At 62.8% G+C, this 26,553-nt stretch carries 25 protein-coding genes; 15 read left to right on the top strand and 10 right to left on the bottom strand.

Annotation, left to right across the window (positions count from 1 at the left end; translation table 11 throughout):
• Nucleotides 1–42: 42 nt before the first annotated feature.
• The 3 genes from V3587_RS13130 to clpB all read right to left on the bottom strand — a co-directional run bounded on the left by V3587_RS13130 (nt 43) and on the right by clpB (nt 4,666).
• On the bottom strand, nt 43–915 hold the full coding sequence (locus tag V3587_RS13130) for a hypothetical protein (protein WP_283376882.1): 873 nt from the start codon (nt 913–915) through the stop codon (nt 43–45).
• An 86-nt stretch (nt 916–1,001) separates the two neighbouring features.
• Nucleotides 1,002–1,955, bottom strand: a complete 954-nt coding sequence (locus tag V3587_RS13125) for a hypothetical protein (protein WP_283376829.1) — start codon at nt 1,953–1,955, stop codon at nt 1,002–1,004.
• Nucleotides 1,956–2,113: 158 nt separating this feature from the next.
• A complete protein-coding gene (gene clpB / locus V3587_RS13120) occupies nt 2,114–4,666 on the bottom strand; it encodes an ATP-dependent chaperone ClpB (RefSeq protein ID WP_095972451.1) in 2,553 nt (850 codons plus the stop codon).
• A gap of 182 nt (nt 4,667–4,848) precedes the next feature.
• On the opposite strand from clpB, the gene V3587_RS13115 reads away from it, so the two are divergent.
• Nucleotides 4,849–6,045 carry an FAD-binding oxidoreductase gene (locus V3587_RS13115; protein ID WP_283376830.1) on the top strand — a complete coding sequence of 399 codons (1,197 nt, stop codon included), beginning with the start codon at nt 4,849–4,851 and terminating at the stop codon, nt 6,043–6,045.
• 16 nt (nt 6,046–6,061) lie between these two features.
• Nucleotides 6,062–6,808, top strand: coding sequence for an FAD-binding oxidoreductase (locus V3587_RS13110; RefSeq protein ID WP_019749427.1), 747 nt, complete (start codon nt 6,062–6,064; stop codon nt 6,806–6,808).
• Between the two features lie 3 nt (nt 6,809–6,811).
• Here the strand turns inward: V3587_RS13110 and V3587_RS13105 are convergent, their stop codons facing one another.
• Entirely contained in the window at nt 6,812–7,972 is a 1,161-nt protein-coding gene (locus V3587_RS13105; RefSeq protein ID WP_029538575.1) for a globin domain-containing protein, read from the bottom strand.
• Nucleotides 7,973–8,207: 235 nt separating this feature from the next.
• Between V3587_RS13105 and V3587_RS13100 the strand changes: the two genes are divergently transcribed.
• A complete protein-coding gene (locus V3587_RS13100; protein WP_019749425.1) occupies nt 8,208–9,395 on the top strand; it encodes a nitric oxide synthase oxygenase in 1,188 nt (395 codons plus the stop codon).
• Between the two features lie 6 nt (nt 9,396–9,401).
• Here V3587_RS13100 and V3587_RS13095 read toward each other — a convergent pair whose 3' ends face one another.
• Both V3587_RS13095 and V3587_RS13090 read right to left on the bottom strand, forming a co-directional pair.
• Nucleotides 9,402–10,787: a CitMHS family transporter gene (locus V3587_RS13095; RefSeq protein WP_411742232.1), complete on the bottom strand. Its 1,386-nt coding sequence runs from the start codon at nt 10,785–10,787 to the stop codon at nt 9,402–9,404.
• Between the two features lie 94 nt (nt 10,788–10,881).
• A complete protein-coding gene (locus tag V3587_RS13090) occupies nt 10,882–11,889 on the bottom strand; it encodes a Bug family tripartite tricarboxylate transporter substrate binding protein (protein ID WP_095972455.1) in 1,008 nt (335 codons plus the stop codon).
• Nucleotides 11,890–12,057: 168 nt separating this feature from the next.
• Between V3587_RS13090 and V3587_RS13085 the strand changes: the two genes are divergently transcribed.
• Both V3587_RS13085 and V3587_RS13080 read left to right on the top strand, forming a co-directional pair.
• Entirely contained in the window at nt 12,058–13,740 is a 1,683-nt protein-coding gene (locus tag V3587_RS13085; protein WP_283376832.1) for a sensor histidine kinase, read from the top strand.
• The gene (locus V3587_RS13080; RefSeq protein ID WP_235171549.1) at nt 13,737–14,420 is read left to right on the top strand and encodes a response regulator; all 684 of its coding nucleotides are present in this window, start codon (nt 13,737–13,739) and stop codon (nt 14,418–14,420) included. Before V3587_RS13085 ends, V3587_RS13080 begins: the two co-directional genes overlap by 4 nt.
• 24 nt (nt 14,421–14,444) lie before the next feature.
• On the opposite strand, the gene V3587_RS13075 is transcribed toward V3587_RS13080, so the two are convergent.
• Nucleotides 14,445–16,019, bottom strand: coding sequence for an AMP-binding protein (locus V3587_RS13075; RefSeq protein WP_050656320.1), 1,575 nt, complete (start codon nt 16,017–16,019; stop codon nt 14,445–14,447).
• A gap of 222 nt (nt 16,020–16,241) precedes the next feature.
• Between V3587_RS13075 and V3587_RS13070 the strand changes: the two genes are divergently transcribed.
• From V3587_RS13070 to V3587_RS13050, 5 genes are all read left to right on the top strand, one after another.
• Nucleotides 16,242–16,811 (top strand): hypothetical protein, encoded by a 570-nt coding sequence (locus V3587_RS13070; RefSeq protein WP_235171548.1) that lies wholly within the window; start codon nt 16,242–16,244, stop codon nt 16,809–16,811.
• 126 nt (nt 16,812–16,937) lie between these two features.
• Nucleotides 16,938–18,134 (top strand): Rieske 2Fe-2S domain-containing protein, encoded by a 1,197-nt coding sequence (locus tag V3587_RS13065; protein ID WP_019749418.1) that lies wholly within the window; start codon nt 16,938–16,940, stop codon nt 18,132–18,134.
• A gap of 51 nt (nt 18,135–18,185) precedes the next feature.
• The gene (locus tag V3587_RS13060; RefSeq protein ID WP_019749417.1) at nt 18,186–19,367 is read left to right on the top strand and encodes an acyl-CoA dehydrogenase family protein; all 1,182 of its coding nucleotides are present in this window, start codon (nt 18,186–18,188) and stop codon (nt 19,365–19,367) included.
• A 39-nt stretch (nt 19,368–19,406) separates the two neighbouring features.
• Nucleotides 19,407–20,318: a biphenyl-2,3-diol 1,2-dioxygenase gene (gene bphC, locus V3587_RS13055; protein ID WP_283376833.1), complete on the top strand. Its 912-nt coding sequence runs from the start codon at nt 19,407–19,409 to the stop codon at nt 20,316–20,318.
• 192 nt (nt 20,319–20,510) lie between these two features.
• Nucleotides 20,511–21,293 carry an IclR family transcriptional regulator gene (locus V3587_RS13050; RefSeq protein ID WP_206029392.1) on the top strand — a complete coding sequence of 261 codons (783 nt, stop codon included), beginning with the start codon at nt 20,511–20,513 and terminating at the stop codon, nt 21,291–21,293.
• 1 nt (nt 21,294) lies between these two features.
• On the opposite strand, the gene V3587_RS13045 is transcribed toward V3587_RS13050, so the two are convergent.
• Nucleotides 21,295–21,996 (bottom strand): PadR family transcriptional regulator, encoded by a 702-nt coding sequence (locus V3587_RS13045; protein ID WP_019749414.1) that lies wholly within the window; start codon nt 21,994–21,996, stop codon nt 21,295–21,297.
• Nucleotides 21,997–22,222: 226 nt separating this feature from the next.
• Between V3587_RS13045 and V3587_RS13040 the strand changes: the two genes are divergently transcribed.
• The 3 genes from V3587_RS13040 to V3587_RS13030 all read left to right on the top strand — a co-directional run bounded on the left by V3587_RS13040 (nt 22,223) and on the right by V3587_RS13030 (nt 23,467).
• Complete coding sequence (locus V3587_RS13040; RefSeq protein WP_019749413.1) at nt 22,223–22,723, top strand: flavin reductase family protein; 501 nt, start codon at nt 22,223–22,225, stop codon at nt 22,721–22,723.
• Between the two features lie 112 nt (nt 22,724–22,835).
• A complete protein-coding gene (locus tag V3587_RS13035; RefSeq protein ID WP_095972459.1) occupies nt 22,836–23,222 on the top strand; it encodes a nuclear transport factor 2 family protein in 387 nt (128 codons plus the stop codon).
• The gene (locus V3587_RS13030) at nt 23,222–23,467 is read left to right on the top strand and encodes a hypothetical protein (RefSeq protein ID WP_019749411.1); all 246 of its coding nucleotides are present in this window, start codon (nt 23,222–23,224) and stop codon (nt 23,465–23,467) included. The genes V3587_RS13035 and V3587_RS13030 overlap by 1 nt, the downstream gene beginning before the upstream one ends.
• Here V3587_RS13030 and V3587_RS13025 read toward each other — a convergent pair.
• Nucleotides 23,440–23,925 carry a flavodoxin family protein gene (locus V3587_RS13025; protein ID WP_019749410.1) on the bottom strand — a complete coding sequence of 162 codons (486 nt, stop codon included), beginning with the start codon at nt 23,923–23,925 and terminating at the stop codon, nt 23,440–23,442. The two genes, V3587_RS13030 and V3587_RS13025, sit on opposite strands and share 28 nt — an antisense overlap.
• A gap of 119 nt (nt 23,926–24,044) precedes the next feature.
• Between V3587_RS13025 and V3587_RS13020 the strand changes: the two genes are divergently transcribed.
• Both V3587_RS13020 and V3587_RS13015 read left to right on the top strand, forming a co-directional pair.
• A complete protein-coding gene (locus V3587_RS13020; RefSeq protein ID WP_283376834.1) occupies nt 24,045–24,479 on the top strand; it encodes a nucleotidyltransferase domain-containing protein in 435 nt (144 codons plus the stop codon).
• Entirely contained in the window at nt 24,476–25,087 is a 612-nt protein-coding gene (locus tag V3587_RS13015; protein WP_283376835.1) for an AAA family ATPase, read from the top strand. The genes V3587_RS13020 and V3587_RS13015 overlap by 4 nt, the downstream gene beginning before the upstream one ends.
• 88 nt (nt 25,088–25,175) lie before the next feature.
• On the opposite strand, the gene V3587_RS13010 is transcribed toward V3587_RS13015, so the two are convergent.
• On the bottom strand, nt 25,176–26,447 hold the full coding sequence (locus V3587_RS13010) for a DICT sensory domain-containing protein (protein ID WP_411742231.1): 1,272 nt from the start codon (nt 26,445–26,447) through the stop codon (nt 25,176–25,178).
• Between the last annotated feature and the right edge of the window lie 106 nt (nt 26,448–26,553).

Here is a 26,553-nt window from a genome sequence, read left to right as displayed (position 1 = left end):
GGCCACGCTAGTGGTTATCGGGACGGGACGGGAACCTGAAGGTCAGTCGACGGGGCGAATTGTGCCCGAGCGCTGCGACGCCGGACGCTGAGCCGGCTTGTCGGCCGTCTCGGGCTTGCGCAGCGATTGGTCCTGACGTGGCGCAGATTCACGCGGTCCAGATTCACGCGGCGCGGACTCACGCGGCGTGAATTCACGAGGCGGCTGCTCCTGACGCGAACGGGGCTGCTCTACCGGATCCTGAGCGGGGCGAGACTTCTCGGCCCCCGGCCGCGGACGGCTCGGATCGTGATCGACCTCGAGTTCGTTGGGATCGGTGACGGGGGGCAGTACGTGCAAGATGCCGGACAGCCGCGCAACCGACTCGATTGCCGCGTCCCAATCCCGGCCGTTGCTGGTCACCGGCAGCGAGCCGAGCGTCCACGGCCCTTCGCTCCACAGCATGCTGATCGACGGCGGAACGGATTCGGTGAACGCCACCATGCGCTGATCACAGACACGACGAGCAATCTCGAGATCCGTTGCGAAAACCACCCGGGAACCGATCGCACCCAGCAGGTTCAGGTCACCGTCTTTGGGCGGAGCTGTCGACTTCAACCGGAGATCGATGTCGACGTCGGACCCGATCTCGCGGCGAACGGCCACGATGGTCGCGGTCTCTTCCAGGTCGAACAGCACGAACTGCTCTCCGCGGCGACGGCCTCGGACGACGTCGGTGGCTGTGAGGTAGTCCTGCTTGGCCATGACCGCGCGATGCCATTCGCCTGCCAGCTGATCGTCGGTAGCCGTGTACGTGTAGCCCTGAGCCTTCGCCCAGATCTGACGCACTCGCCCTGATTGATCTCGCCTCGTCCTGTCGACGTACAGAAGCGCACCCGCGCCTGCGAGTGCAATTGCTGCCAGTCCGAACCACATTCCAGTCATCACCCTCCAGGGTAGCGACTCGCGGCTTCAACCTCCCGCGACACCCTGGTGGACTCGCCCGATGTGTCGTGAACGACTCAGTTGCCGAACTTCGGCAGCGACGCACTCAGAATCGTGTTGGCGGTCATCGTCCCGTTCTCCACCGGCGTTCCGTCGACGACGATGTTGTCTCCCGGTTGCAGATCGGCGATGGTGGCGCGGTTGAGCGCGATGAGCGTGGTGTCCGCAGTGGTCAGGATCGTCACCTGCGAGCCGCCGATCGAATCGATGACCAATGTGCCGCCGTCATTCGACTTGACGGTGCCGACGGCTCCCCCGGCGTCACCGATGACTTCGCCGAGCCCGCCCGGAAGCTGGCTGAGCGGGGAATCCGTCGTCGGAGTCGGTGCCGTGGTGCTCGCCTTCGGCGGTGTGGTGGTCGGCGCCTGCGTCGTGGTGGTCGGGGGAACGAAAGCGGTCTGGGTGCCCTTGTCGTTCGAACCGAACGCCGAGAACGCGACGATCGCGATCACGGCGACCAGGATCCCGACCACGCCGGCGGCCACCCATGTCGCGAGCTTGCGCTTCTTGCCGCCTCCCGACGACCCGTCCTCGATGAACGGCTGTTCCGGCGGGACACCACCGCCACCACCGGCAACCGGATACTGCTGTGTATTTCCGTACTGCTGCGTATTTCCGTACTGATCCGTGGTCCCGTACTGCTGGGCCGTGTACGGCGGATAGGCCTGCGTCGCTCCGGGCGGCGGAGCCTGCGGATCGAACTGCGGGTTGTAGGCAGGGAACGCCTGAGTGGGATTCGGCTGCTGCCCCTGCTGCCCCAAGTACTCCGTGTTCTGATCCGGGCCACCGTAGGGATACTGCTGTGCCCCCGGCTGCTGACCGAAATACTCCGTCGGCTGGTTCGGATTCTGGCCGGACACCGTCCCGTACTGCTCCGTCGGCTGGTCGGGCGTACGCCCCCACACCTCGGTGGCCTCGGGATCCTCACGGCGCGGCCCATCCGAGTTACGCGGATCGTTCTGATCGGTCATGCCTGGCTCACCTTCGGTTGGGTCGAAAGAGCGTCGAAGTCGTTCGGAGAGGCGCGGGTGCACTCATCCCCGGTTCGAGCATCCAGCCATCCAGGGTAGAACAAAATGCGAATGCCCCGCCGATCCAAGTGGATCGACGGGGCATTCCGCTTACCGAATCAGGAGAGAACCAACTGATCCGCGTCCTCGCTGACACCGACGTGCACGGTGTCGCCGTCCTGGACCTTGCCTGCCAGGAGCAGCTTGGCGAGCTGGTCGCCGATCGACTGCTGAACGAGTCGACGCAGAGGCCGAGCGCCGTACAGCGGGTCGTAGCCGCGCACTGCGAGCCACATCCGAGCCGCACCGTTCACCTCGAGGGTGAGACGACGCGCAGCCAGACGCTTCTGCAACTGCTCGAGCTGGATGTCCACGATGTGCTCCAGCTGCTCTTCGGAGAGCGAATCGAAGATGACCACGTCGTCGAGACGGTTGATGAACTCCGGCTTGAACGCGTGGCGTACCGCGTCCATGACCTGCTCCCGTGTGCCACCGGATCCCAGGTTGGAGGTCAGGATCAGGATGGTGTTTCGGAAGTCCACCGTGCGGCCTTGACCGTCGGTGAGTCGGCCTTCGTCGAGCACTGCGAGCAGGACGTCGAACACGTCGGGGTGTGCCTTCTCGACCTCGTCGAAGAGGACCACCGAGTACGGGCGTCGCCGCACAGCTTCGGTGAGCTGGCCGCCGGCTTCGTAGCCGACGTATCCCGGAGGGGCACCGACGAGTCGGGCCACCGAGTGCTTCTCACCGTATTCGCTCATGTCGATGCGGATCATCGCGCGCTCGTCGTCGAAGAGGAAGTCCGCCAAGGCTTTGGCGAGCTCCGTCTTACCGACGCCGGTCGGGCCGAGGAACAGGAAGGAACCGGTGGGCCGATTGGGGTCGGCGACACCTGCTCGGGCGCGGCGAACCGCATCCGAGACGGCGACGACGGCGTCGGTCTGGCCGACGACTCGCTTGCCGAGTTCGGACTCCATGCGGAGCAGCTTCTCGGTCTCGCCTTCCATCATCCGGCCGGCGGGGATTCCGGTCCAGGCTGCGACCACGTCTGCGACGTCGTCCGGCCCGACCTCTTCCTTGAGCATCACGTCACCGTCGGAGGCGGCTCCGGAAGCGGCTGCTGCCTCTTCCAGTTCCTTCTCCAACGCCGGGATGCGGCCGTAGCGCAACTCTGCTGCCTTGCCCAGATCGCCGTCACGCTCAGCGCGTTCGGACTCTCCTCGCAGGTTTTCGAGCTGTTCCTTCAGCACGCGCACCGAGTCGATGGCCTGCTTTTCGTTCTGCCAGCGGGTGCTGAGCTGATTGAGCTTTTCGCGGTCGTCGGCGAGTTCCTGACGCAGCTTCTCGAGCCGTGCCTTGGACGCGTCGTCGGTTTCCTTCTCGAGTGCCACTTCTTCGATTTCGAGTCGGCGAACCGTGCGTTCCACCTCGTCGATCTCGACGGGCCGCGAGTCGATCTCCATACGTAGTCGCGATGCGGCTTCGTCCACGAGGTCGATGGCCTTGTCCGGCAGGAACCGCGACGTGATGTAGCGGTCCGACAGCGCGGCAGCAGCCACCAACGCGGAGTCGGTGATGCGCACGCCGTGGTGCACTTCGTAGCGCTCCTTGAGGCCGCGCAGGATGCCGATGGTGTCCTCGACCGAGGGCTCACCGACGAGCACCTGCTGGAAACGACGCTCGAGTGCTGCGTCCTTCTCGATGTACTTGCGGTACTCCTCGAGTGTGGTGGCACCGACCAGCCGCAGCTCACCGCGGGCGAGCATCGGCTTGATCATGTTGCCTGCGTCCATCGCGGATTCACCGGTGGCTCCGGCGCCGACGATGGTGTGCAACTCGTCGATGAAGGTGATGACCTGTCCGGCGCTGTTCTTGATGTCGTCCAGAACTGCCTTGAGACGTTCCTCGAATTCACCGCGGAACTTGGCACCGGCGACCATGGACCCGAGGTCCAGGGAAACGACGGTCTTGCCTCGCAGCGATTCCGGGACGTCACCCGCGACGATGCGTTGGGCCAGGCCCTCCACGATCGCGGTCTTACCGACGCCGGGCTCACCGATGAGGACCGGGTTGTTCTTCGTACGACGCGAGAGCACCTGCACGACACGACGAATCTCGGTGTCGCGACCGATCACCGGATCGAGCTTGCCGCTTCGCGCGGCTTCGGTGAGGTCGGTGGAGTACTTCTCCAGCGCTTGGTAGGTGCCTTCCGGCTCCGGGCTGGTGACGCGAGCGCTGCCGCGGACGGTGGTGAAGGCTTCACGCAGTGCGTCCTGGGTGGCGCCGTGGCGCACGAGCAACTGGGCGACGTCGGAGTCGCCGCCGGCCAGTCCGTAGAGGACGTGCTCGGTGGAGACGTATTCGTCGTCCATCTCGGTGGCGAGGTGCTGAGCAGCGGTCAGTGCCGCGAGTGCCTCGCGTCCGAGTTGTGGAGTGGAGCTTGCGCCGGTTGTCTTGGGCAGGCGGTCGACGATTGCCTGAGCTTCACGGTGTACGACCGTGGGGTCGACGCCTACGGCTTTGAGTAGTGGGGCAGCGATGCCGTCGGTCTGGTCGAGCAATGCGACCAGCAGATGGGCGGGCCGGATATCGGGATTACCCGCCGACGACGCCGACTGCAGTGCAGCCGTCATCGCAGCCTGGGTCTTGGTTGTTGGTGTGAACGAGTCCACTTGTCACCTTTCTGGCGAAGTCGAACGGGAAGAGCCGCGACCGGTTGGTATTGCGACTGTGTCACTATGCTCAACGCGGACAAACTTGAGTCTATTCCGCTCAAGTTTGTTTTCGCCAGACCGAGTTGGTTTCGTAGGTCACATTTTCGGCCGTACTAGAATTGTGGCGAGAGTTGCAGCTGGTGCGAAAGGGGGATGGATTGGATCCGACAGTGATCGCCCGTCTGCAATCCAGCCTCGATTCTCTGACCGACGACGAAGAGAGCCGCGCGCACTTCTCGGCAGTGTTCTACACCGGCCTCTTTGCGGAACATCCTCTGTACCGCTCATTGTTCCCCGCCGGGATGGAATCGCAGGGCCACCGTTTCTTCAGAGCCGTCGAGTTCGTCGTGAAGAATCTGCATCAGCACCGCCGAATCCGAAAGTTCCTCACGCAACTCGGCCGCGACCACCGTCGCTACGGTGTCGAGCGTGAGCACTACGAGGCCGCAGGCGTCGCTCTGAAGCGCGCGGTTCGGTCGATGTACGGCACGAGCGCGCACAGCCGCTACAAGTGGACGCCGGAACTGGACGAGGCCTGGTCGCAGTTCACCGACCTCGTCGTGAGCACGATGGCCGACGGCGCCGAATCCGATACGACCCCGGCGCTCTGGGGCGCAACCGTGGTCAGCCACGAACGAGTCCTCGACGATCTGGCGATAGTGCGCCTCGAAGCCGACCCACCCATTCCGTACGGGGCGGGACAGTACGTCGGCGTTCAGATTCCGCAGCGCCCGAAAATGTGGCGGTACTACTCACCGGCGATTCCGACCAACCCTTTCGGTCAGCTCGAGTTCCACATCCGCAAGGTGTCGGGAGGATGGGTCAGCCCCGCGATCGTCAGCGAAACCAACGTCGGTGACCGCTGGGTCATGTCCACTCCCCTCGGCGGTCTCGAGGTCGACTTCACCAGTGACCGTGACGTTCTCATGATCGGATCCGGCACCGGCATCGCTCCACTGCGGGCCCAGGTGATGGAAATGTCCCAACGCGCGAACAACCCGCGGGTGCATCTGTTCGTCGGCGGCCGCTACCCGTGCGACCTCTACGACCTCGAAACCCTCTGGCACATCTCGCTCAGCAACCCGTGGTTGACCGTCGTACCGGTTTCCGAAGAACCCGAAAACCCTTGGTGGCACAACGGACCGGTGCTCGAACCACCCTTCGGAATGCACAGCCGGCTGATCGGACCGATCGGAAAAGTGGTCGCGCAGTTCGGCTCGTGGGCCGACCGTCAGGTGCAGATCTCGGGGTCACCGTCGATGATCAAGACGACCGTCTACGCCTTGCGTGCCGGCGGAACTCCGCTCGACCAGATCCGGCACGACCCGCTCTACTGACTACAGGAGAACTTTCATGGCCCAGCGAACCTGGTCGAGCACAGTCGTCGAACATCACCGTCTCCGTGAGGATCTGGCGGTTGTCCGCCTGGTCGGCGATGTCGTCCCCTTCCGCCCCGGCCAGTACGTCGATGTCAGCGTCCCGCAGAATTCGCGGTTGCTCCGTCGGCTCTCCCCCGCCCTGCCTCCCTCACACGACGGGAAGCTGGAGTTTCACGTCAAGACGGTTCCCGGCGGTTGGGTCAGCGGTTCGATAGTCAAGGACACCCAGCCCGGTGACGTCTGGCAGATCCTCGACCCGCGCGGCAACCTGTCCGTCGACGAGAACGGACCCACCGTCATCATGGTCGCGGGCGGAACCGGCTTGGCTCCGCTCCGGTCGATCATTCTCGATCTGGCTCAGACCTCGAACCCGCCGCAGGTGTACCTCTTCTTCGGTGGCAGAACGCTTCGCGATCTCTACGCAGCGGACATGCTGTGGCTGCTCGCCGACCAGTTTCCGTGGTTGCAGCCCATTCCTGTCGTCGAAGATCTCTCCGACGGCGGCCCGCCCGACGGATGGTTCGACCGGTTGAACGTCGACATCGGATTCGGCGACGATCATCTCATCGAGGGAACGCTCGCCGACGTCGTCGCGTCGTACGGTGCGTTCACCGAACATCAGGTCTTGGTGTGCGGGTCAGCAGCAATGGTTCGATCGACGCGTGATCGATTGATCGAGGCCGGAACGCCGGCCGAAGTCATTCAGTTCGATCCTTACTGACGGTCAGTACGTCGGATCATTGCGAACGGTGTCGACGTCGATGCCCACTGCGCGCAGCCTGAATTTGGTGCTGTTGACCATGGATTCGCTGCCGACGACCTGAATGTCGTAGCCCGCCCAGTCACCGAACGAGGTCACGACCTTGCCGACCTTGCCGACGATGCGCCTGGCCATGCCGATCGGGGGCAGCGGTTCCGCTTCGGTGTGCCACCACGGATTCTCGTCTTCTTCGGAGACCGGGACAATCGTGAGCCACGGGTGCTTCTCTGCCAACTTCCACAGGTATGGAAGGTCGTACAGATCGCACGGATGCTGTCCGGAGTAGAACAGTTGGACCTTGCGGGTGTTGCCGCGTCGGATCAGCTCGAGTATCTGAGCGCGCAGCGGAGCCACTCCGGTTCCCGACGCGATCATCAAGAGGTCCTTGGAGTTCTCCGGAATCCCCAGGGCGCCGATGGGCGAACCGACCACCCAGGTGTCACCGACAGCGGTCTGGTTCACCATGACCGGGCTGACCCACCCACCGGTGACCTGCCGAACGTGGAACTCGAGGATTCCGGTCCCGTCGTACGGCGTGGCCGGCGAGAGGTAGCGCCACATCCGCGGCCTCGCGGCGACCTGCACGCTGACGTACTGACCGGCGCGGTACTCCATCGTCTGGTCGAGCTGGAGCCGCACGACGGCGACGCCCTTGATGACCGGACGGCATTCGACGACCGTGGCACTCCAGGCGGGCGGTCCGTCTTCCGCGTTGGCGGCATCCATCATCGCGGCCGAGATGATCGCGAGCGCGTTGCGCCACGCGCTGTCCACCTCGTCGGTCCACATTTCTGCGCCACCGAAAGTTTCGAGTGCTTCGATCAACGCGTTCCCGACTGCCGTGTAGTGCTCGTCGGTGACGCCGTACTTACGGTGATCGCGGCCGAGCTGCGCGAGGTACTCGAGTATCGCGTCGGACTCGTCGAGGCGCTCGACGACGTGGGCGATAGCGCCGACAAGCCGGTCCCGCTGCACATCCATCGCTGCCGGAAAGAACTCCCGGGTTTCGGGCGATCGAGCGAACAGGATCGAATAGAAGGTACGGGCGAGCCGTTCCGGACCATCTTCCACCGCAGCGACGGATTTGAAGCTCGACCGGACCAGAGAGATTGCTTGCGAATCCACGCTCATCCTCGTCCCGACTAGACGCGGCAAGACCCGCCGCGGAATTTCGTCTGCAGCTTATGTCACAAATGTCTGACTCGTAAATCATTCTGGACAAGTGTCACAATGCGACCCCATTTCGCGGTGTGACCGTCCCTTTCTTATTCTTGCGTGCAAGATAAACAAGAGCTTCGACACTCTCGATCGCCGAGCTAACGTTCAGCGAAATCTCAACCAGCCAAACAGGAGTCGTGCCGTGGATTTTGTTCGACAGGACGAATTGCCCACCGATAGCGGGCTTACGTCCCAGATCGCCTCCACTACCCCGACGCTGACCGAGCTTCAACGTCGGGAACTCGAGTGCGTCGAATTTTTCGACTCTCCGGAACTGGGCCACCTCCCGACGTCTCGGCGGCGCGAGGCCTTGCGTGAACTCCATCGGACCGGCACCTACACGCACACAGCGGAGGAATTGCTCGTCGGCGCCAAACTCGCCTGGCGAAACCACGCCCGGTGTGTCGGTCGCGCCCATTGGCGGACCCTCAAGCTCATCGACGCCCGCGATGCCGTCACCGCTTCCGCTCTCGCAGAAGCGTGCTGGGAGCACCTGCGTCTGTCGACGAACGGTGGCGCTCTGCAGTCCGTCGTGACGGTCGGCCCCCTTCCCCGCGAGGACGGCCAGGAGTACCGCATCCTCAGCCCGCAACTGATCCGCTATGCCGGCTACCGTCAGCCGGACGGCAGCATCCTGGGAGACCCCTGGCACGTCGATCTGACCGCTCAGGTCACCGCGATGGGATGGAAGGGCGCCGGTACGGCGTTCGACGTTCTCCCCGTACTGATTTCGGTTCCCGACGAGCCCTTGCAGTATTTCGACGTTCCGACGGACCTCGTACTCGAGGTCGAGATCGAACATCCCGAATACAGCTGGTTCGCTGATCTGGGGCTTAAATGGCACGCCGTTCCCGCGGTCTCGGACATGAATCTCGACATCGGCGGAATCGTCTATCCCTGCACACCGTTCAGCGGTTGGTACGTCAGCACCGAGGTCGGCGCACGCAACTTCAGCGACACCGATCGCTACAACATGTTGCCCACCATCGGAGCGATGATGGAGCTCGACATGAGCCACGACCGCACGCTGTGGAAGGACCGCGCACTGGTCGAACTGAACCGCGCAGTTATCCACAGCTACCGCAAGGCCGGCGTCATCATGGTCGACCATCACACTGTCGCAAAGCAATTCATCGATCACATCGCGCGCGAGGACAAGGCCGGGCGCAAGTGCCCGACCGACTGGTCCTGGGTGAACCCGCCCATGTCCAGCTCGCTCACACCGACGTTCCACCGCCTGTACGACGAGCCAGATCTCGACATCCGGCCCAACTTCGTCACGAAAAAGAAGAAGGGCACCGACCAAGGCCGGTGCCCCTTCCACAACTGATCGCGCTCAGAAGGGGATCTGCCCCAATCCGACGCCGACCACGAGCATCGTGATCGAGATCAGTCCGGCTCGCCACAGGACCTTCTTGTGGTGATCCGCCAGGGACACACCCGCGAGCGTGACCAGCAGCAGGATCGCCGGGACCAGCGGACTCTGCATGTGTACGGCCTGCCCGGTAATCGACGCGCGCGCCATCTCCACCGGCTCGATGCCGTACTGCGCTGCAGTCTCGGACAGTACCGGGAGCACCCCGAAGTAGAACGCGTCGTTGGTCATGAAGAACGTGAGCGGAATGCTCAGGACGCCCGTGATGACGGCAAGGTGCGGGCCCATGGCGTCGGGGATGACCTGCAACAACCACTCCGCCATTGCCTCGACCATGCCGGTTCCCTGGAAGACTCCGGTCAGCACGGCCGCTGCCAGGACCATCGCGACGACCGAGACGATGCTCGACGAGTGGCGGGCGATCGCTTCGCCCTGATCCTTGACCGCCGGGAAATTCACCGCGAGAGCGATCGACGACGCGATCATGAACAGCACCGGGATGGGCAGGATATCCATCACGAGCACCACGAGAAGGATCGTCGTCAGCGCGGCGTTGAACCAGAGCAGCTTCGGTCGCAAGGTGTCCCGCTTAGGGTCGAGGCCGTCGATGAAGCGTCCGGTATCGCCGCCGTCGTCTTCGGAGTCGTTCGAGCCGCCGGTGCCGGCGCTACCGGTGCTGGAACTTCCACCGTTTCCGACCTTTTCGAGGATGCGCTCAGAAGTCAGGACCAAAGTCCCGATCCTGCGGCGTTCCATGATCCCGAGGTGAATCGCGAATCCGAGCACCATGATCAGGCCGACGATCAACGACGGCACCATCGGGACGAAGACGTCGGACGGTGAGAGTCCCAGCGCACTCGCCGCTCGGACGGTCGGGCCGCCCCACGGAATGATGTTCATCGTCGCGTTGGACAGGCCGGCGATCACCGTCAGGACGACGGGGCTGACACCGAGTTTGACGTAGAGCGGTAGCAGCGCGGAGGTCACGATGATGAATGTCGTCGAACCGTCGCCGTCCAGGGACACCACCATCGCGAGCACCGCGGTTCCGACCACGAGCCGCATCGGATCGTCCCGCACCATCCGCAAGATGAGTTTGACCAGCGGATCGAACAGTCCGACGTCGATCATGATTCCGAAGAAGATGATCGCGAAGAACAACAGAGCCGCGGTGGGTGCGAGCGACTTGATGCCGTCGGTGATCATGTCGCCGATTCCGAGCCCCGCCCCGGCAAGTAGTCCGAAGGCCACCGGAACCAGGGTCAGTCCCACCACCGGGGTCGCGCGTTTGGTGAGGATCAGGAACATGAACACCGCAACCATGAGGAAGCCGAGTGTGACGAGCATGATGAACTCCTTTTGTGCTGAGTTGCCGAGAAAAACGGCACGGCAAATCGAGCCGGTGACCTTCGTGGAGGTGAAACGAAACTTTCGGTTGTGCTCAGTTCGCGCCGGGCGGATCGAGCGTCGCGTCGACGAACTGGGCTTGATCGGCGAGGAAGGCGGAGAACTCTGGTTCGGTGAGAACCGCACTGTTCCAACCATTTCGGCGAGACAGCTCGTTCCACCGCGGGCTTGCCGCCAGATCCCGCACCAAATCCTGCAAGCGCTGACGCTGATCGTCGCTCAGACCCGGCGGCGCCATGAGCCCTCGCCAGTTGGTGAACGTGACGTCGACGCCCGACTCCGCCATGGTGGGCGCATCCACCGCCGGGGTGCGCTCCGGCGAGCTGACCGCAAGAACCCGAACCGTGCCTGCCGCAATCTGATCCAGGTACTCACCGATTCCGGTTGCAGCGACGTCGACCTGCCTGGTGAGCAGCGCGGGGAGCAGTTCTCCGCCGCCGTCGAAGATGCGATAGGGAGACAGCGACGGATCTATCCCGACTGCCCGTGCGAACAGAAGGCGGAACAACCCGTCAGGTCCACCTTCGCTCGAACCACCACCGATCGAGATCGACGACGGATCCGCCACCCAGGCCTGCGTCAGCTCCGCCAGAGTTTTGTACGGCGAATCTGCCGGAACCAGTAGGGCTTCCGGTTCTTCGACCAGTCTCGCGATCGGCGTCACGTCGGCAAGAGTGTGCTTTGACGGCAGAATCTCGAGCGAACCCAGAACACCGAGCCCCATGACCATGAGCAGATCGGGATTCCCGCTTTCGAGAGCCAACCGGTTGAGTCCGACGATGCCGCCCGATCCGGGCAGTACAACGACGTCGGAGTCGACGGTTCCCTCGTCGGCCAGTGCCTGCACCATGGTCCGGGCGGTCAGGTCGTAACCACCACCGGCCACCGAGGGCACCAGTACTCGCAGTTCTTCGGAACTCTCACCCGCTCGGCCACCGGCGAAGAAGGACTCGACCGGAGTGCATCCGGTCGAGAGCACGAGAGTCATCGCGCAGGCGCCGAGCAGGGCGATATGCCTGCTCAGCCGCTTCGATGCCTTCATGTCGCTGCCCTTGTCTGCTGGTTGTCTGCTGGTACCGCTGTGTGAACAGGTTTCATACTGACGCACTTTGTGACTGGGGTCACCATTGGGAAAGCAAATTGATTTGTGCTCATTGTGCTCACGAACGGCCGCTTTCCCGACATCGAACCGAAGGCTAGGGTCTGGCTGGTGTCCTCAGGAAACGAGCAGGCCGAGCGAGAGCGCAGGTCTCCACTGCGTGCGCGCATGCGTCCGCGCCGGCACACTCTGGCGTCGCAACTCCTCGAGCTGCAACTTCTGATCGTCGTCGCGGTTCTCGTGTGCGTCACTGCCCTCTCCCTCGCTCAATCGTCCGCGAGTTTTCAACGCGAGGAGGGCCGTCGCGCACTCTCCGCAGCGGAATCGCTCGCAGCCAATCCCGCGGTACGCGAACTACTCCCCCAGGCTCAGACCCGCCTGCGCTCCGGACTACAGGGTTCGGTCGACTCGGTGCGCGCCATCTCGGGCGTCACCTACGTCTCGCTTGCCGACTCCGACGGCACTGTCGTCATTTCGACGCGCCCCGGTGATGTCGGCATCGATGCACGTCAGACCCAGGATCGGTCGTGGACAGGCTTGGTCGCCACGCCATCCGGCAAGGCCGTGGAAGCGCACGTTCCGATCCTCGGAGGCGAAGGCACGATTACCGGAACCGCGATCGTCGGCATCGAGTATCCCTCGATCTGGGCGCGACTGCTGCAGTCGGCGCCGAACCTCCTGGTGTACCTCGCGGTGGCCTCACTCCTCGGCGGCGTCGGTTCGATCCTGTTGGCCCGCAGGGTCAAACGGCAGACCCTCGGCATGGAGGCCGGGGAGATCCTGGACCTGGTTCGCCAACGAGAGGCGATGTTGCGTGGCCTCAAGGAAGGTGTCATCGCATTCGACGCGCAGGGAAAAGTGGTGCTGATGAGCGACAGTGCTCACCAACTCCTCGACATCCCACGCGGGAGTGCCGGTAGATCGGTGCGGGACCTCGGCCTCGACGACCGCCTCCAGAGTGTACTGACCTCCGGCACAACCGAATCCGATCAGTTGGTTCTTGTCGGTGATCGACTACTGGTCCTCAACACCGTCTTGATCGAATCCAAAGGCCGCACTATCGGGTCGGTCACCACTTTCCGCGACCGCACCGAATTGCGCTCCGTGGAAGAGGAACTCGACGTGACCAGAACCAGCACCGACGCACTACGCGCACACATCCACGAGTTCGACAATCAACTGCACACCATCTCCGGCCTCGTCCAGCTCGGCGAATACGACGAGGTGGTCGGCTACGTCGAAGGCTTGACCATGGAGCGCGCGCAGGTCAGTGCATCCGTCACCGACAAGATCGCCGACGTCGGTACCGCTGCACTCGTGATCGCCAAGATAGGTGCCGCTGCACAGGGACTGGTCACGGTCGAACTCACCGAAGACACACATCTGGAGGCGGTGGACCGCAGGCTCGGACGAGATCTCGCGACGGTGGTCGGAAACCTCGTCGACAATGCCGTCGACGCCGTCGGTGAGATGACGGAAGCCTCGCGCCGCAAGGTTCGGTTGTCGATTCGCGACCGCGGTGCAGCCGTCGAAGTGCGAGTCGAGGACGCCGGCCCCGGTATCGCGCCGGAGAATCGCGACAGGGTCTTCGGTCAAGGGTGGAGCACCAAGGGACAGTCCAGTGACGGACACGGTTTCGGCTTGGCACTGGTGCGCCTGACGTGTCGTCGACGCGGTGGCGACGTCACCGTGAGCACGTATTCGACAGCAGGAATCGAGATACCGGGTATCGAGACAGAGGACATCGAGTGGACTGTCTTCACTGCGGTCCTACACGACGGAGAGGGCGCATGATCCGGGTACTGGTGGTCGACGACGACTTCATGGTGGCGAAGGTGCACAGCGGATTCGTCTCGCGGATAGACGGTTTCGAAGTGTGCGGCGTTGCCCATTCGGCCGAGGCCGCGCTGACCGCGGTCGGTGAGTTGCAACCCGACCTGGTTCTACTCGACGTGCACCTGCCCGGTACCACGGGACTGGATCTGATCGCCCCGTTTCGCGAGCTGGCACCGGAGCTGGACGTTCTCGTCATCACGAGTGAGCGCGAGGCGGGCTCGGTCAAGAAAGCACTGCGCAGCGGCGTCGTGCATTACCTGATGAAGCCCTTCACGTTCGAGGTTCTCCGTGAGCGGCTCGAGCGATACCGATCGACCTACGCGAACCTCGACAGTACCGGCGAAGCAGAACAGGACGCGGTGGACGAGGCTTTCGGAGTGGCCGGTGGCGCAGCGGGGGCGTCGTCCCTCAAGGGGCTACCGAAAGGACTCAGCCCCGAGACCCTTCAGTTGGTCGAGACAGCTCTGCGAGACGACACCGAACCCGCCTCGGCAACAGACATTTCCGAGAGGGTCGGTATCTCGCGCGCAAGCGCGAGGCGCTACCTCGAGTATCTCTACGAGTCCGGGCGGTCCACCACCTCGCTGAAATACGGAGTGGTGGGCCGCCCGGAGCGTCGATACGTCTGGAAACGCTGACCCTTCGCTACACGACGCTGGTTCCTAGACTGCGCGGGCGCTGGTCTCCCAGTACCGCGCGCGCAGGGCCTTCTTGTCGAGCTTGCCCAGTGGTGTCAGCGGTAGGGAATCCACGAAGTCGACGCTCTTGGGCGCGTGAACCGAACCCTTGGCCGCCTTCACCTTCTCGACCAGTTCCTCGGTGTCGACGGTCAGTCCTGCTCGAAGTACGACACAGGCCTTGACGGCTTCGCCCCACTTGTCGTCCGGCACACCGACTACCGCCACCGATGCGACGGACGGATGCGCCGAGATCACGTCTTCGATCTCGCGAGGGAACACGTTGAAACCACCGGTCACGATCATGTCCTTCTTGCGATCGACGATGGACATGAACCCGTCCTTGTCCTTTCGCGCGATGTCGCCGGTGTGTAGCCAACCGCCCCGGAACGCCTCGGCAGTTTCGGCCGGCTTCTTCCAGTAGCCCTTCATGATCAGCGGGCCGCGCACGCAGATCTCACCGAGTTCTCCCTGCGGCACCTCGTTGAGGTCGTCGTCGAGCAACCGGACGTCGAGCCACGGCACCGGGCGCCCACAGGTAGCGAGGCGGGCCGGATCGTCAGCGAGGTGTTCTTCCTTGCGCAACACCGAAATTGTCATGCCGCACTCGGTCTGACCGTAGAACTGGAAGAAGATCTGACCGAACTTCTTGATGCCCTCCTGCAACCTGGCAGGAGACATCGCGGACGCCCCGTAGAACAGCGTCTGCAAACTGGAGACGTCCCGCTTGGGCAGATCGGGGTGGTCCATGAGCATGTAGATCATGGTGGGCACCAACATGGTTGCCGTGATCTTGTGCTTCTCGATCGCTTCGAGCACAGCACCGGGCTCGAAGGCAGGCAGGACGATCAACGCACCGCCGCGCAGCAAGGTTGGGATGAAGAACGCTGCGCCGGCATGCGAGAGTGGCGTGCAGATGAGGAAGCGGTTGTCCTCGGGCCATTGCCACTCCGACATCTGGATCTGATTGAGCGCTGCACCCGAACGGAAGGATCCGACAACACCTTTGGGCTTGCCGGTCGTTCCACCGGTGTAAACCATGCTGCTGGCGTCTTCGGCGTCGACGTGCGCGGCCTTCAGCGGCGCGGGCTCGAACGTGGCAGCCAGCGCGAGGATGTCGATTCCCACCTCGGACGGACCCATCGAGAGCACGTTGGTCAACGAGGGTGAGGACGCCTTCAACTCGGCGGCACGCTCTTCGAAGGCATTGGGATCGAAGATGAGGGTCTCGATCTCGGCGTCGTCGACGATGTACTTGTGGTCGTCGAGCGATCCCATCGGGTTCAAGGCGCTCGCCCGGCAGCCGGTGATCATGGTTGCGCCCATGCTGATCAGGACCTCGGGGCGATTCTTCGAGAGCATCGCGGTGCTGGTGCCCTGAGTGATTCCCAGTGACGCGAGCGCCTGGGCGAAGCAGCTGATCTGATCGCGCATCTGACCGCCGGTGAGGATCACGTCGCCGAGGTACAGCGCGGGCTTGTCGTGATTGCGTTCCAGAGCGGTGATGAGCAGGTCCGGACCGTATACCGGTCGGTGCAGGTCAGCGAACTCGTCTGTCATCTGGTCTTCCTTCTGCTCGGCGCGTGCAGTCATCGAGATGTGCTCCCGGTCACGGATACGATATCCAGAATTGCACAAAACTGGAACAGGTTCCACCTCTTCGATCGAATCCGAGAATGCTCCCGATCAGCGGGAAGCCCGTCGTCACCCGCCAGAGCGGTGGTTAGCGTCGATGTACCCACCGAGACGACAGCGTCTCGGTCGCGTCCAACGGAGAGTGTCATGACTACCAAGCTCGGTACCGCCCACTTCACGGCAACTGCTCCCCGTACCGCCACCACGCTCCTCTCCGATTTCGACTCGTTGTACGGCACCGTGCGCTCCGCACGCGACGGGTCCGTCGTCGAGCAGGATGTGGTGTTCTTCGGACGCCCCGACCCCGGCGCACGGCTCACCGGATCCGTGAGGCCACTGGGTTCGACACTCGAGCGAATCACCGAATACCACGATCAGACCGGGCATCTGGTGGCCGAGGTCTTCGTGCGGGAAGCCCCGACCACTGACGCCGGCGCCGATTCCGTTGCTGCCCTTGCTGATTTCGCCGCTCGGCGTTACGGATCCGCATCGCTACGACGGTTCCGCGGACGGTGCACCGCGACCTCCTCGGGAGCAGACCTGAACTGCTCCGTGACGGTGCTCGCCACGTACGAGAAGGACCACGAGAGCGTCACCGACGTAGCTCTGGTCGCCACCGATCCCACCGGGGTTGTCACTGCCCGGGCCTGGGCGACTCTCGCCGTCGACAATGCTGCGACTCTCGCCGTCGACAACGCGGAGACACTCGCCGGCTGAATCCCTGCAGGTCACCGAGTGGGTGTTCCATCCAGCGGGAACTGCCGTATCTCCAGCGGACGCTTCGTCGTTGTATGAGACGGATCACATCACTGGAGCGTCGCAAGACGCGGCTCGGAGGAAGACATGGCACTCGGAACCGGCCCACTCACCACTACGGACGCCCCGACGCAGTCGGGCGCCGGCGAGGAAATTCGAGAAATCGAAGCGGCAGCGCCTCCCGCGCGGTTCGCACGTGGATGGCACTGCCTCGGACTCAGCAAGACCTATCGCGACGGTCAGCCCCACCAGATCGAGGCATTCGGCACCAGCCTTGTCGTCTTCGCCGACAGCAAGGGCGACATCAAGATTCTCGACGCCTACTGCCGCCACATGGGTGGCAACCTCGCTCATGGAACCGTCAAGGGCGATTCGATCGCCTGCCCGTTCCACGACTGGCGTTGGGGCGGTAACGGAAAATGTACGGCGATCCCCTACGCACGACGCGTTCCGCCGCTGGCCAAGACGCGGGCGTGGACCACACTCGAGAAGAACGGTCAGCTGTTCGTCTGGCACGATCCCCAGGGAAATCCCCCGCCCGCCGAGGTCACGATTCCCGACATCGAGGGCTTCGGAAGCGATGAGTGGAGCGACTGGAGCTGGAACACGCTCACCATCGAAGGCTCTCATTGCCGCGAGATCGTGGACAACGTCGTGGACATGGCCCACTTCTTCTACGTTCACTACTCCTTCCCCAAGTACTTCAAGAACATCTTCGAAGGTCACGTCGCGAGCCAGTACATGGAATCGGTGGGACGTGAGGACATCATCAGCGGCACCAACTACGGCGACCCCAACGCTGTGCTCCGTTCGGATGCTTCGTATTTCGGTCCGTCGTACATGATCGACTGGATCAAGAGTGAAGCCAACGGGCAGATCATCGAAACCGTTTTGATCAATTGCCACTACCCCATCTCGAACAATGCGTTCGTGTTGCAGTACGGCGCGATGGTCAAGAAACTTCCCGGTATGGACGACGAGTCCACTGCCGCGATGGCTGCGCAGTTCACCGAGGGCGTCGAGATGGGATTCCTTCAGGACGTGGAGATCTGGAAGAACAAGGCTCCGATCGACAACCCGCTGCTCTCCGAGGAGGACGGCCCGGTTTACCAGTTGCGGCGCTGGTACAACCAGTTCTACACCGACGTCGAGAACGTCACGGAAGACATGACGAAGCGCTTCGAATTCGAGATCGACACCACCCGTGCCGTGGAGAGCTGGAAGCGGGAAGTCGCCGAAAACGTTGCCGCACGTGACGCCCAGGCGCTCGAGACAACCTCCTGATCCGCAGTCGAAAACACTGCTGAAACAACCTGACTGGATGCAAGGAACAACATGACGTACGAAGTGCTCGAACAGATCAATGCGATGGCCGACGACATCTTCGCCGAAGGTATCGAGGCCGAGCGGATCGGCCGGGTGGCCGACGACACCGCCAAGAAGATGAAGGCAATCGGTTCCATCCGCATGCTGCAGCCCAAGGAACACGGCGGCATGGAAGCGCACCCTCGCGAGTTCGCCGAGACCGTCATGCGCATGGCTTCGCTCAATCCCTCGGCCGGCTGGGTCCACGGGATCGTCGGAGTTCACCCGTGGCAGCTTGCGTTCGCGGATCCCAAGGTGCAGCAGGAGATCTGGGGATCGGATCCCGATACCTGGATGGCTTCGCCGTACATGCCCGGCGGTATGTGTATCCCGACCGACGGCGGCTACAAGTTCTCCGGCCGCTGGCAGTTCTCCTCCGGCACCGACCATTGCGACTGGGCATTCCTCGGCGCGATGGCGTGCGACAAGGACGGCAACATGGAGATGCCGCCGCGCATGCTCCATGTGATCATTCCGCGCACCGACTACGAGATCATCGAAGACTCGTGGGATGTCATGGGACTTCGCGGCACCGGTTCCAAGGACCTGGTGGTCAAGGATGCCTATGTCCCGGATTACCGTGTCATGGACTGCGACGAGGTCATCGACGGAACGGCAGTACGCAAGTACGGGCGCACCGAGACGCTGTACCTGATGCCGTGGTCGAACATGTTCCCTCTCGGCATCACTGCCGCCACGATCGGGATCTGTGAGGGAATGCTCTTCCACGCCAACGAGTACCAGGCCGATCGCATCAACGCGCAGGGCACGGCGGTCAAGGACGACCCGTACACCTTGTTTGCCATCGGTCAGGCAACTGCCGACATCCGGGCCGCCCGCGACACCCTGCTTGCCAACGTCGACCGCATGTGGGATCGGGTGGACGCCGGTAAGGAAGTGACTTTCGAGCAGCGCGCCGAGGGACGTCAGACTCAGGTGCAGGCCGCCTGGCGCGCAATCAATGCAATCGATCAGGTCTACCCGCGTTGCGGTGGCAACGCACTACGGATGGACAAGCCGCTCCAGCGATTCTGGCGCGACGCTCACGCGGGACAGCACCACGCAATTCACGTTCCGGGCACCGTATTCCACGCCGCCTCACTGAGCCGTCTCGGCGCAGATCCGCAGGGTCCGCTGCGGGCGATGATCTGATCAGACTTCGACACGAGAAATCGACAGGAACAGAACACGATGACACACACCGACATCAAGGGACTTGGCTACGTCAAGATCTCGACCAACGACATGGCACGTTGGCGCACTTTCGCTTTCGATGTTCTCGGATTCGCCAAGGGCAGTGGGCCGGACGAGAACGCCCTCTACCTACGACTCGACGAGCGTGCTGCTCGCATCGTCGTCGTCGAGGGTGAGCGCGACGAGATCGTCAGCATCGGTTGGGAGGTCGCCGATCACGCCGCACTGCGCCGCGTTCAGGAGGCCCTCGAGAAGAACGGCACCGAGGTCGAGCAGCTTTCGCTTGCCGAGGCAGATGCTCGACGGGTCGAAGAGGTCATCGCCTTCACCGATCCCGGTGGAGCAGCCATCGAGATCTTCCACGGAGCGATCCTCGACCACAGCCCCGTGGTGACGCCCTTCGGCGCTCGATTCGTCACCGGCTCACAGGGTCTCGGCCACGTCGTGCTCCCGGTGATGGACAGTGCCGCGAGCTTCGACTTCTACACCGAGGTGCTCGGCTTCTACCCACGCGGCGCGTTCCGTCTGCCGGCACCGCCCGAATTCGGCCCGCTGCGAATCCGTTTCATGGGCGTCAACGAGCGTCACCACAGCTTGGCCCTGTGCCCGGCACCGCACGGCGGCGCACCCGGCCTGATTCACATCATGGTCGAGGTGGACACCCTCGACGCCGTCGGCCAGGCTCTCGACCGAGTGATGAAGGACGGATTCTCCGTGTCGTCGACCCTGGGTCGTCACACCAACGACAAGATGATCTCCTTCTACGTCCGCGCACCCGGCGGCTGGGACATCGAGTTCGGCACCGAGGGCGCGAAGGTGGATCAGGACTCGTACTCCTCCGAGGAGATCACCGCTGACAGCTACTGGGGCCACGACTGGTCCGGAAGCGAACCACTGGCAGCTATGTAGTACCCGCCCGGTAGTAAACCGACGAAGGGGGCTTGTGCGAATGCTCGCGCAAGCCCCCTTCGTCGTTTCCACCATGACGCGCCCGAAAACAGACCGGTGATCCACTTCACAAATCCGCAACTCTATGACACTATTTCTAATTGAAATAGCCAGTTCACTGGTTGTGGAGCTCTATGAGAAGTGAGGTACACGATGACACTGCAGGCTGTGGATGCTTTAGGCGGAGATTCGGCCCCGACAGCAATTCTCGATCGCGTCTCGCTGGTTCTCGACGCCTTCGACGGTCCCGGCAGGTTGACGCTCGCTCAGGTCGTTCGGAGCACCGGCCTTCCCCGCTCGTCTGCCCACCGCATGCTCGAACGTCTCGTCTCGATGCGTTGGCTGCGTCGTGACGGCCGCGACTACGAACTCGGTATGCGCCTCGTCGAACTGGGATCGCTCGCGGTTCATCAGGACCGCCTCCACGCTGCAGCCATGCCGCTTCTTCACGAGCTCTACCGCGTCACCGGTTTCGTGGTCCACCTCGGCATCCTCGACGGGCCCGATGTGGTCTACATGGAGAAGATCGGCGGACGCCTCGCCGCCGCGGTGCCGACGCGTGTGGGTGGTCGACGCCGCGCCGAGACCACTGCGATCGGTCAGGCACTGCTCGCGTTCGGTTCGCCGAAGTCCTCGGGTTACGCACTGCCCCACCTCGCCAGAATCCGCGAGTCAGGGGTTGCATTCGAATCCGGAAACGGCCTACCGGGATTCAGCTGTCTTGCGGCACCGATCGGCCCCATCGGCCGCGCTGTTGCCGCGGTATCCATCTGCGCGCCGTCGAAGGCCCTCCGCCTCGACCACGTCAGCGCAGCGCCGGTCCGTATGGCAGCCGCTGCCATTTGGCGAGGCATCGACGGCGGATCGCTGAGTGTCACTCCGACGTTGCAGCGTCGTCACCTGTTGCGCAACATGCCGACCGCAGCCGGAGCCTGACTCAGATATTCGAGCCGTTGCCGGTGAGCCCGGCCTGCTCGAGTGCCAACACGTATTCCTCGACGTTCTTCCATCTGCCGGGTGTCGAGGGCAACGGTGATCCCAGTCGGTCGTGCTCGGCAACGTTCGCGAACTCGGCGGACGCACGGTCGATGTCTTCGAGTAGTTCGCGAGCAAGTTCGATCTCTGCGCGGAAGTACCGTTCCGACCAGCGCAGTGTCATGACCGGGAACGACCACGCCGGCTCGTTCTCGGCATGATCTGCGTGAAGTTTCGCGCGTCGAATCTGCTCTTCGACATTGGCGATGTGGGCTTCCACCAGGGCCTTCAGTCGTTCAGGCTCGTTGAGATGTCCCATCCACAGACGCAACATCACGCCGTGCTTGAGCACCGGAACTTCCACCGGCGCCTCGCGTGACCACGTCCGGACGGCGTCAGTTCCCGACTGGGTGATCGAGTAGAGGCGCTTGCCCCGCACCCCCGGCTCGGAGACGACCCGGGACTCCACGAATCCGATGCTTTCGAGCTTCTTCAGCTCTGCGTAGACCTGGCTGATGGACGGGCTCCAGTAGAAGAAGCCGACACTCCAGTCGGCCCACTTCTTCAAATCGTTTCCGGTCAGTTCCTCCCCGAACGTCAGCATCCCGAGCACTGCCCAGCTGGTAGCGGGAAGTCCTCGGGACACGTCATCAGGTTCGGACATGCCCGAAGTCTAACAATCACTGGTGATTTGCTGGTTTCGTAGAATCCGAACGGACCGCTGAGCGGGATCAAATTTGCGTGAGGCCCCTCCACCTGGCACTCGGTCGGCCCGGACCCGTGCCGAGAAGCCATTGCTGCCATTGAGTGGGACTGCCGCTGGATTACCGCCGCGCCGCCACACATCGTTGTTTCCGAAGCTGTTTGCAGAGTTTGAACAAGGAGACGACATGACCGTGGAAAACGCCGAGCCGCCAGTTCTGGACGGACGCACACTTCGCAACGTGATGAGCAATTTCTGCACCGGCGTCACCGTCATCACCGCTCACGATGGAGAGTCGCCCCTCGGCTTCACCTGCCAGTCTCTGGTCTCGGTATCTCTCGATCCCCCGCTGCTCTCCTTCTGCCCGGCGAAGACGTCGACGAGTTGGCCGAAGCTTCGCGAAACAGGGACTCTCTGCATCAACGTCTTGGCACACGATCAGCAGGACATGTGTTCGGCGTTCGCACGCGGCGGGACGGACAAGTTCCTCGGCGTCGAATGGGATGCCGCCGGCAACGGCGCTCCGGCGCTGAGCGGCGCGCTCGCCCGCATCGAAGCAACGGTCGAGCAGGAGCACGACGCCGGTGATCACACCATCGTCGTCGCACGCATCACCGATCTGAACGTGCTGCGCCACGACGGTCCGCTTCTGTTCTACCGCGGTGGGTTCGGACGCTTCGACGCCTGAGCGCTCAGGCTGTCCCGCTGCGTGGGAGATGCCGGCGCCGAATCGAGACAGCACCGATAGCGTCCGAAGTAGTTGTCAGACCCTGAACTTCTCGACTGATCGGACTAACTCGATGACCACTCTCGAACCAGACACCACGGCCGCGATCACGGCGACGGTTACCACCTACCTCGACGCCGTGGCTCGCGGATCGTCAGCGGACATCGCCGCCCTCTACGCCGAGAACGCGACACTCGAAGACCCGGTCGGCAGTGAACCCCGAGTCGGCAAGGCAGCGATCACCGAGTTCTACGGCGCTCTCGAGGGCGGTTCGCAAGAGACGGAACTGCTGACCCTGCGGGTGAGCGGATCCAGCGCGGCCTTCCACTTCCGCGTCGTCACGCCGGTCGGCGATCAGATCTACGAGGTCGAACCGATCGACGTCATGACTTTCGACGCGGACGCCAAGATCACGAGCATGCGTGCCTTCTGGTCACCGGCCGATCTGATCGCACGCTGATGCGTCAGGTCAGTTGCCGCAACTGCGGAAATCGTGTCCTGGTGGAGAAGTACAGCGACGCGCACACCAGCGTCCAATGGCTCGAAGAGTCGCAAGAGGTGTGCCCGGAACTGGGGCGCGAGAACGGCCGTGCCAATGCTCAACGGACGTGTGGTGCTCTGCGCCAGACGATCAACGATCTCGCCGACGCCGGAGAGCTCGAGATGAGCCTGCGCAGCTATCCAGTGCCGGGCAAGCTGTCCTGAACGCTTCCGCGTAGCACTTCGGCGAACGTGCGCGCCGATTCCAGGTCGTCGGCGTTCGGCCGCCCCTTGCGGATTCCGCCGAACAGCTTGAACGGAAAATACGTATCCCACGCACGGGACGAGAAGGCGGCGACCACATCGAAGCCCTTCTGTTCGAGCAGCTGAACCAGCGGACGCGAGAAGCGATGAATCCCCTTGTCGGGAAAACCACTGGTAGCAAAGACAAAAGCCTTGGATCGTCGTTCTACGGCGAGCGAGTCGATGAACGAGCGTAGATCTTCGTGGTACGAGCGCAGATAGATTCCGGACCCGAAGCCCACGAGGTCGTAGCCGGCGAGCTCCGCGGAGTCGATCTCGCCCGGTTCGACCACGCGAGCATCGAGAACCTCTGCGATGACGTCGGCGATCCGCCGCGTATTGCCGTGAGAGACAGAGGTGCACACGATGATTGCCTTCATCGACTGCCTTCATTCGTCGTGGACATATGCGTTTTCTCCCCAGGGTTGGTCACGGAACTCCCCCAAGGATATGGGCAGGAATAGGATCGATTGCCCATTGGTGAGGAAAGATACCCGGCATGTCAGCACGATTGAAAGGACGTAGGCGCGCGGTCAACGCGTTGATCGTCGACGTCGAACGATGGGCCGCCGAGCACGATGACGTCAAAGCTGTAGCCCTGGTCGGGTCCTACGCGCGCGGCGCGGAGCGTATGGCGAGTGATGTCGATCTGATGATCCTGGCCGAAGATCCGGACGCGGTTGTGAACGGGGATTGGTTCATGCAAATCCGTCCCAACGCGCGGTTCGTCCGCGCCGCGAACTGGGGGCCGGTCCGAGAGCGGCGTTTCCGCCTGCGGTCCGGACTCCTCGTCGAACTGAACTTCGCCACCGAAAGCTGGGCGGACGTTCCCCTCGACGAGGGCACTCGACGCGTTCTCGCGGACGGCCACCGAATCCTGTACGACACGGGACCTCTCGATGTCGCCACGGGCGCGGCAAGAACTCCTCGATGAGCACCGCGACGGCCTTCGAAATCCTGGCCACCGAAATCTCCGCCTTGCGCGGCTCTCCCCTCGTCGCGATCGACGGTGTCGACGGGAGCGGCAAGACGACATTCGCGAAAAATCTTGCAGCACAGCTGAATGCACGCCCCGTCATCGTCATTCACGTCGACGACTTCCTCAATCCGCCGGAGATTCGTCATCGCAGAGGTCGGCAATCGCCGGAAGGCTTCTGGCTCGACAGCTACGACTACGACGCCCTCGAACGCCATGTTCTCGACCCACTGACACCGGGAGGAACCCGCGAGTACCTGCTACGACGGGACAGCGCCGCGTACCTGCATGCAGCCGATGGAGCGATAGTCCTCGTCGAGGGCCTGTTCCTGCATCGTGACGAACTCGCCGAAAGATGGGACTACTCGATTTTCCTCGACGTGCCCTTCGAGGTCACCGCGCAGCGAATGCACCTTCGCGACGGAACGAACGCAGATCCGGAACATCCGTCGATGAACAGATATGTCGGTGGCCAACGGCTCTACTTCGCGGCCGCACGACCCTGGAGCCGAGCGGACTGCGTCATCGACAATTCAGACCCGAAAATGCCAACTCTGCAGCAATAGAAACGTGGCGCGGCGCCCGTCCAGTCCTTAGCCACGATCAACGCTCTGGCAGCGCTCGCGGCGAACTGCGAGAACATCGGCACCGGGTTCACGAATTCGTCTTGGGGTAGCGACGAAGGATAGAGTGCGCTGCCTGGGTGACGGTGGTGCGATCGTAGGTTTGCACGAAGTCGAAGGTACGCTCAAGATCTGGCCCGTTGTCATGAAGATCTCGCGCCGACAGCATCGCCGCATGATGTGGTCCCAGAGTGACGACCGTCCACTCGTTGACAAGATCATCACCTGGGTCGAGCGGTGCGTGTTGCACTTTACCGTCGAGCATCACGGACAGTCCGACACCGTAGACACCGGCGAACCCAACGGTATCGGCGAGGTGACGCCACCGTGCTGCTGTGGATGCGGTGAAATGCTCGGCTTGTTGAAAGGTGCCCAGAACAAGCATCGAGGAACCCGATGTGGCGGCTTGCGTTTCGAGGGACTTACTCAGTTGGATCAACAGTCGCTTGGTACCGCGCCGGACCTGGCTGTGAGCAGACACGATCGAGTAGGGAGTGCCGACGTCGGGGATGGGATCACTCCACACCGGACTGTCGGGCATCGCGACGACCGGTTCGGACAACAGTGAACTCGGATCGTCGACTGCGGGATACAACTCACCCGTTCCGTATGTGGCTCCGATAGTGATTGCGGCAAGACGGGCGGATTCCGAGTCGACACCCTCGGCAAGGATAATCGCGTTCGATCGCTCGACGTAGGCACCGAGCGCATGTACCGTCGTTCCGACTTCGAAATATGCTGCCTTGGAAAGTAATTCCGCGGAAGTGACAATGATGTCGGGTTCGACCAAAGACAGCAGCGTCGCCGAGTGCTTGTCGATGCCGACACCATCGAGTGCAATCAGACGCCCACACGCGCGGGCTTCTCTGATCACTGCCAGAGAGTTGTGGGGATCGGTAAGCACCGATGCGCTGTCAACCGTGATGACGATCCGTTGCAGATTTCTCGTCGTTCCTTCGATACCAGAAGCGTTCAGAGCTGCTCGGGAAGCCGAGTCAACGGCCACCAGTAACGGCAGGCGATCCGCGACGGTGCATGCGAGTGTAGTACGGGACATGGCCAGTTTGTGACTGTCGAATTCCGAGCGTTGCTGCATCAATTGCGAGGCGCGGCGAAGGGCATGCGCCGAACACAGAGAGGAATTGTCAGGCCCACGCAATTGCAGCTCGGCACCTGCAAGTGCGTGGTCGTCGAGGCGGCGTATCGGTGCGAACTGCATGCTTACTTCCAGACCAATCACATCGGAGAACTGGGTGATCGGAGAATTCGACGATGTCGAACCGTTGCTGGTGTCATACGCCATGGTGTGGCTCTTCACTACGAGTCGGGACCACCAAGCGTTCATGCGGCCGGACGCGTCGATGGCGGCGCCGGCTGCTCGACACTGAAAGAGACTACCGCAAATCACG

Origin of the sequence: Rhodococcus sp. IEGM 1306 (assembly GCF_036541985.1) — a bacterium.
GTDB lineage: Bacteria > Actinomycetota > Actinomycetes > Mycobacteriales > Mycobacteriaceae > Rhodococcus_F > Rhodococcus_F qingshengii.
This window is presented reverse-complemented; position numbering and strand designations above follow the sequence as displayed.

Coding starts and splice junctions, on each gene's coding strand:
- V3587_RS13060 (WP_019749417.1), top strand. CDS start 18,186: ATGACGTACGAAGTGCTCGAACAGATCAATGCGATGGCCGACGACATC.
- V3587_RS13025 (WP_019749410.1), bottom strand. CDS start 23,925: ATGAAGGCAATCATCGTGTGCACCTCTGTCTCTCACGGCAATACGCGG.
- V3587_RS13065 (WP_019749418.1), top strand. CDS start 16,938: ATGGCACTCGGAACCGGCCCACTCACCACTACGGACGCCCCGACGCAG.
- V3587_RS13050 (WP_206029392.1), top strand. CDS start 20,511: ATGACACTGCAGGCTGTGGATGCTTTAGGCGGAGATTCGGCCCCGACA.
- V3587_RS13080 (WP_235171549.1), top strand. CDS start 13,737: ATGATCCGGGTACTGGTGGTCGACGACGACTTCATGGTGGCGAAGGTG.
- V3587_RS13110 (WP_019749427.1), top strand. CDS start 6,062: ATGGCCCAGCGAACCTGGTCGAGCACAGTCGTCGAACATCACCGTCTC.
- V3587_RS13020 (WP_283376834.1), top strand. CDS start 24,045: ATGTCAGCACGATTGAAAGGACGTAGGCGCGCGGTCAACGCGTTGATC.
- V3587_RS13030 (WP_019749411.1), top strand. CDS start 23,222: ATGCGTCAGGTCAGTTGCCGCAACTGCGGAAATCGTGTCCTGGTGGAG.
- bphC (WP_283376833.1), top strand. CDS start 19,407: ATGACACACACCGACATCAAGGGACTTGGCTACGTCAAGATCTCGACC.
- V3587_RS13040 (WP_019749413.1), top strand. CDS start 22,223: ATGACCGTGGAAAACGCCGAGCCGCCAGTTCTGGACGGACGCACACTT.
- V3587_RS13070 (WP_235171548.1), top strand. CDS start 16,242: ATGACTACCAAGCTCGGTACCGCCCACTTCACGGCAACTGCTCCCCGT.
- V3587_RS13130 (WP_283376882.1), bottom strand. CDS start 915: ATGTGGTTCGGACTGGCAGCAATTGCACTCGCAGGCGCGGGTGCGCTT.
- V3587_RS13035 (WP_095972459.1), top strand. CDS start 22,836: ATGACCACTCTCGAACCAGACACCACGGCCGCGATCACGGCGACGGTT.
- V3587_RS13010 (WP_411742231.1), bottom strand. CDS start 26,447: ATGGCGTATGACACCAGCAACGGTTCGACATCGTCGAATTCTCCGATC.
- V3587_RS13095 (WP_411742232.1), bottom strand. CDS start 10,787: ATGCTCGTCACACTCGGCTTCCTCATGGTTGCGGTGTTCATGTTCCTG.
- V3587_RS13015 (WP_283376835.1), top strand. CDS start 24,476: ATGAGCACCGCGACGGCCTTCGAAATCCTGGCCACCGAAATCTCCGCC.
- V3587_RS13045 (WP_019749414.1), bottom strand. CDS start 21,996: ATGTCCGAACCTGATGACGTGTCCCGAGGACTTCCCGCTACCAGCTGG.
- V3587_RS13125 (WP_283376829.1), bottom strand. CDS start 1,955: ATGACCGATCAGAACGATCCGCGTAACTCGGATGGGCCGCGCCGTGAG.
- V3587_RS13090 (WP_095972455.1), bottom strand. CDS start 11,889: ATGAAGGCATCGAAGCGGCTGAGCAGGCATATCGCCCTGCTCGGCGCC.
- V3587_RS13075 (WP_050656320.1), bottom strand. CDS start 16,019: ATGACAGACGAGTTCGCTGACCTGCACCGACCGGTATACGGTCCGGAC.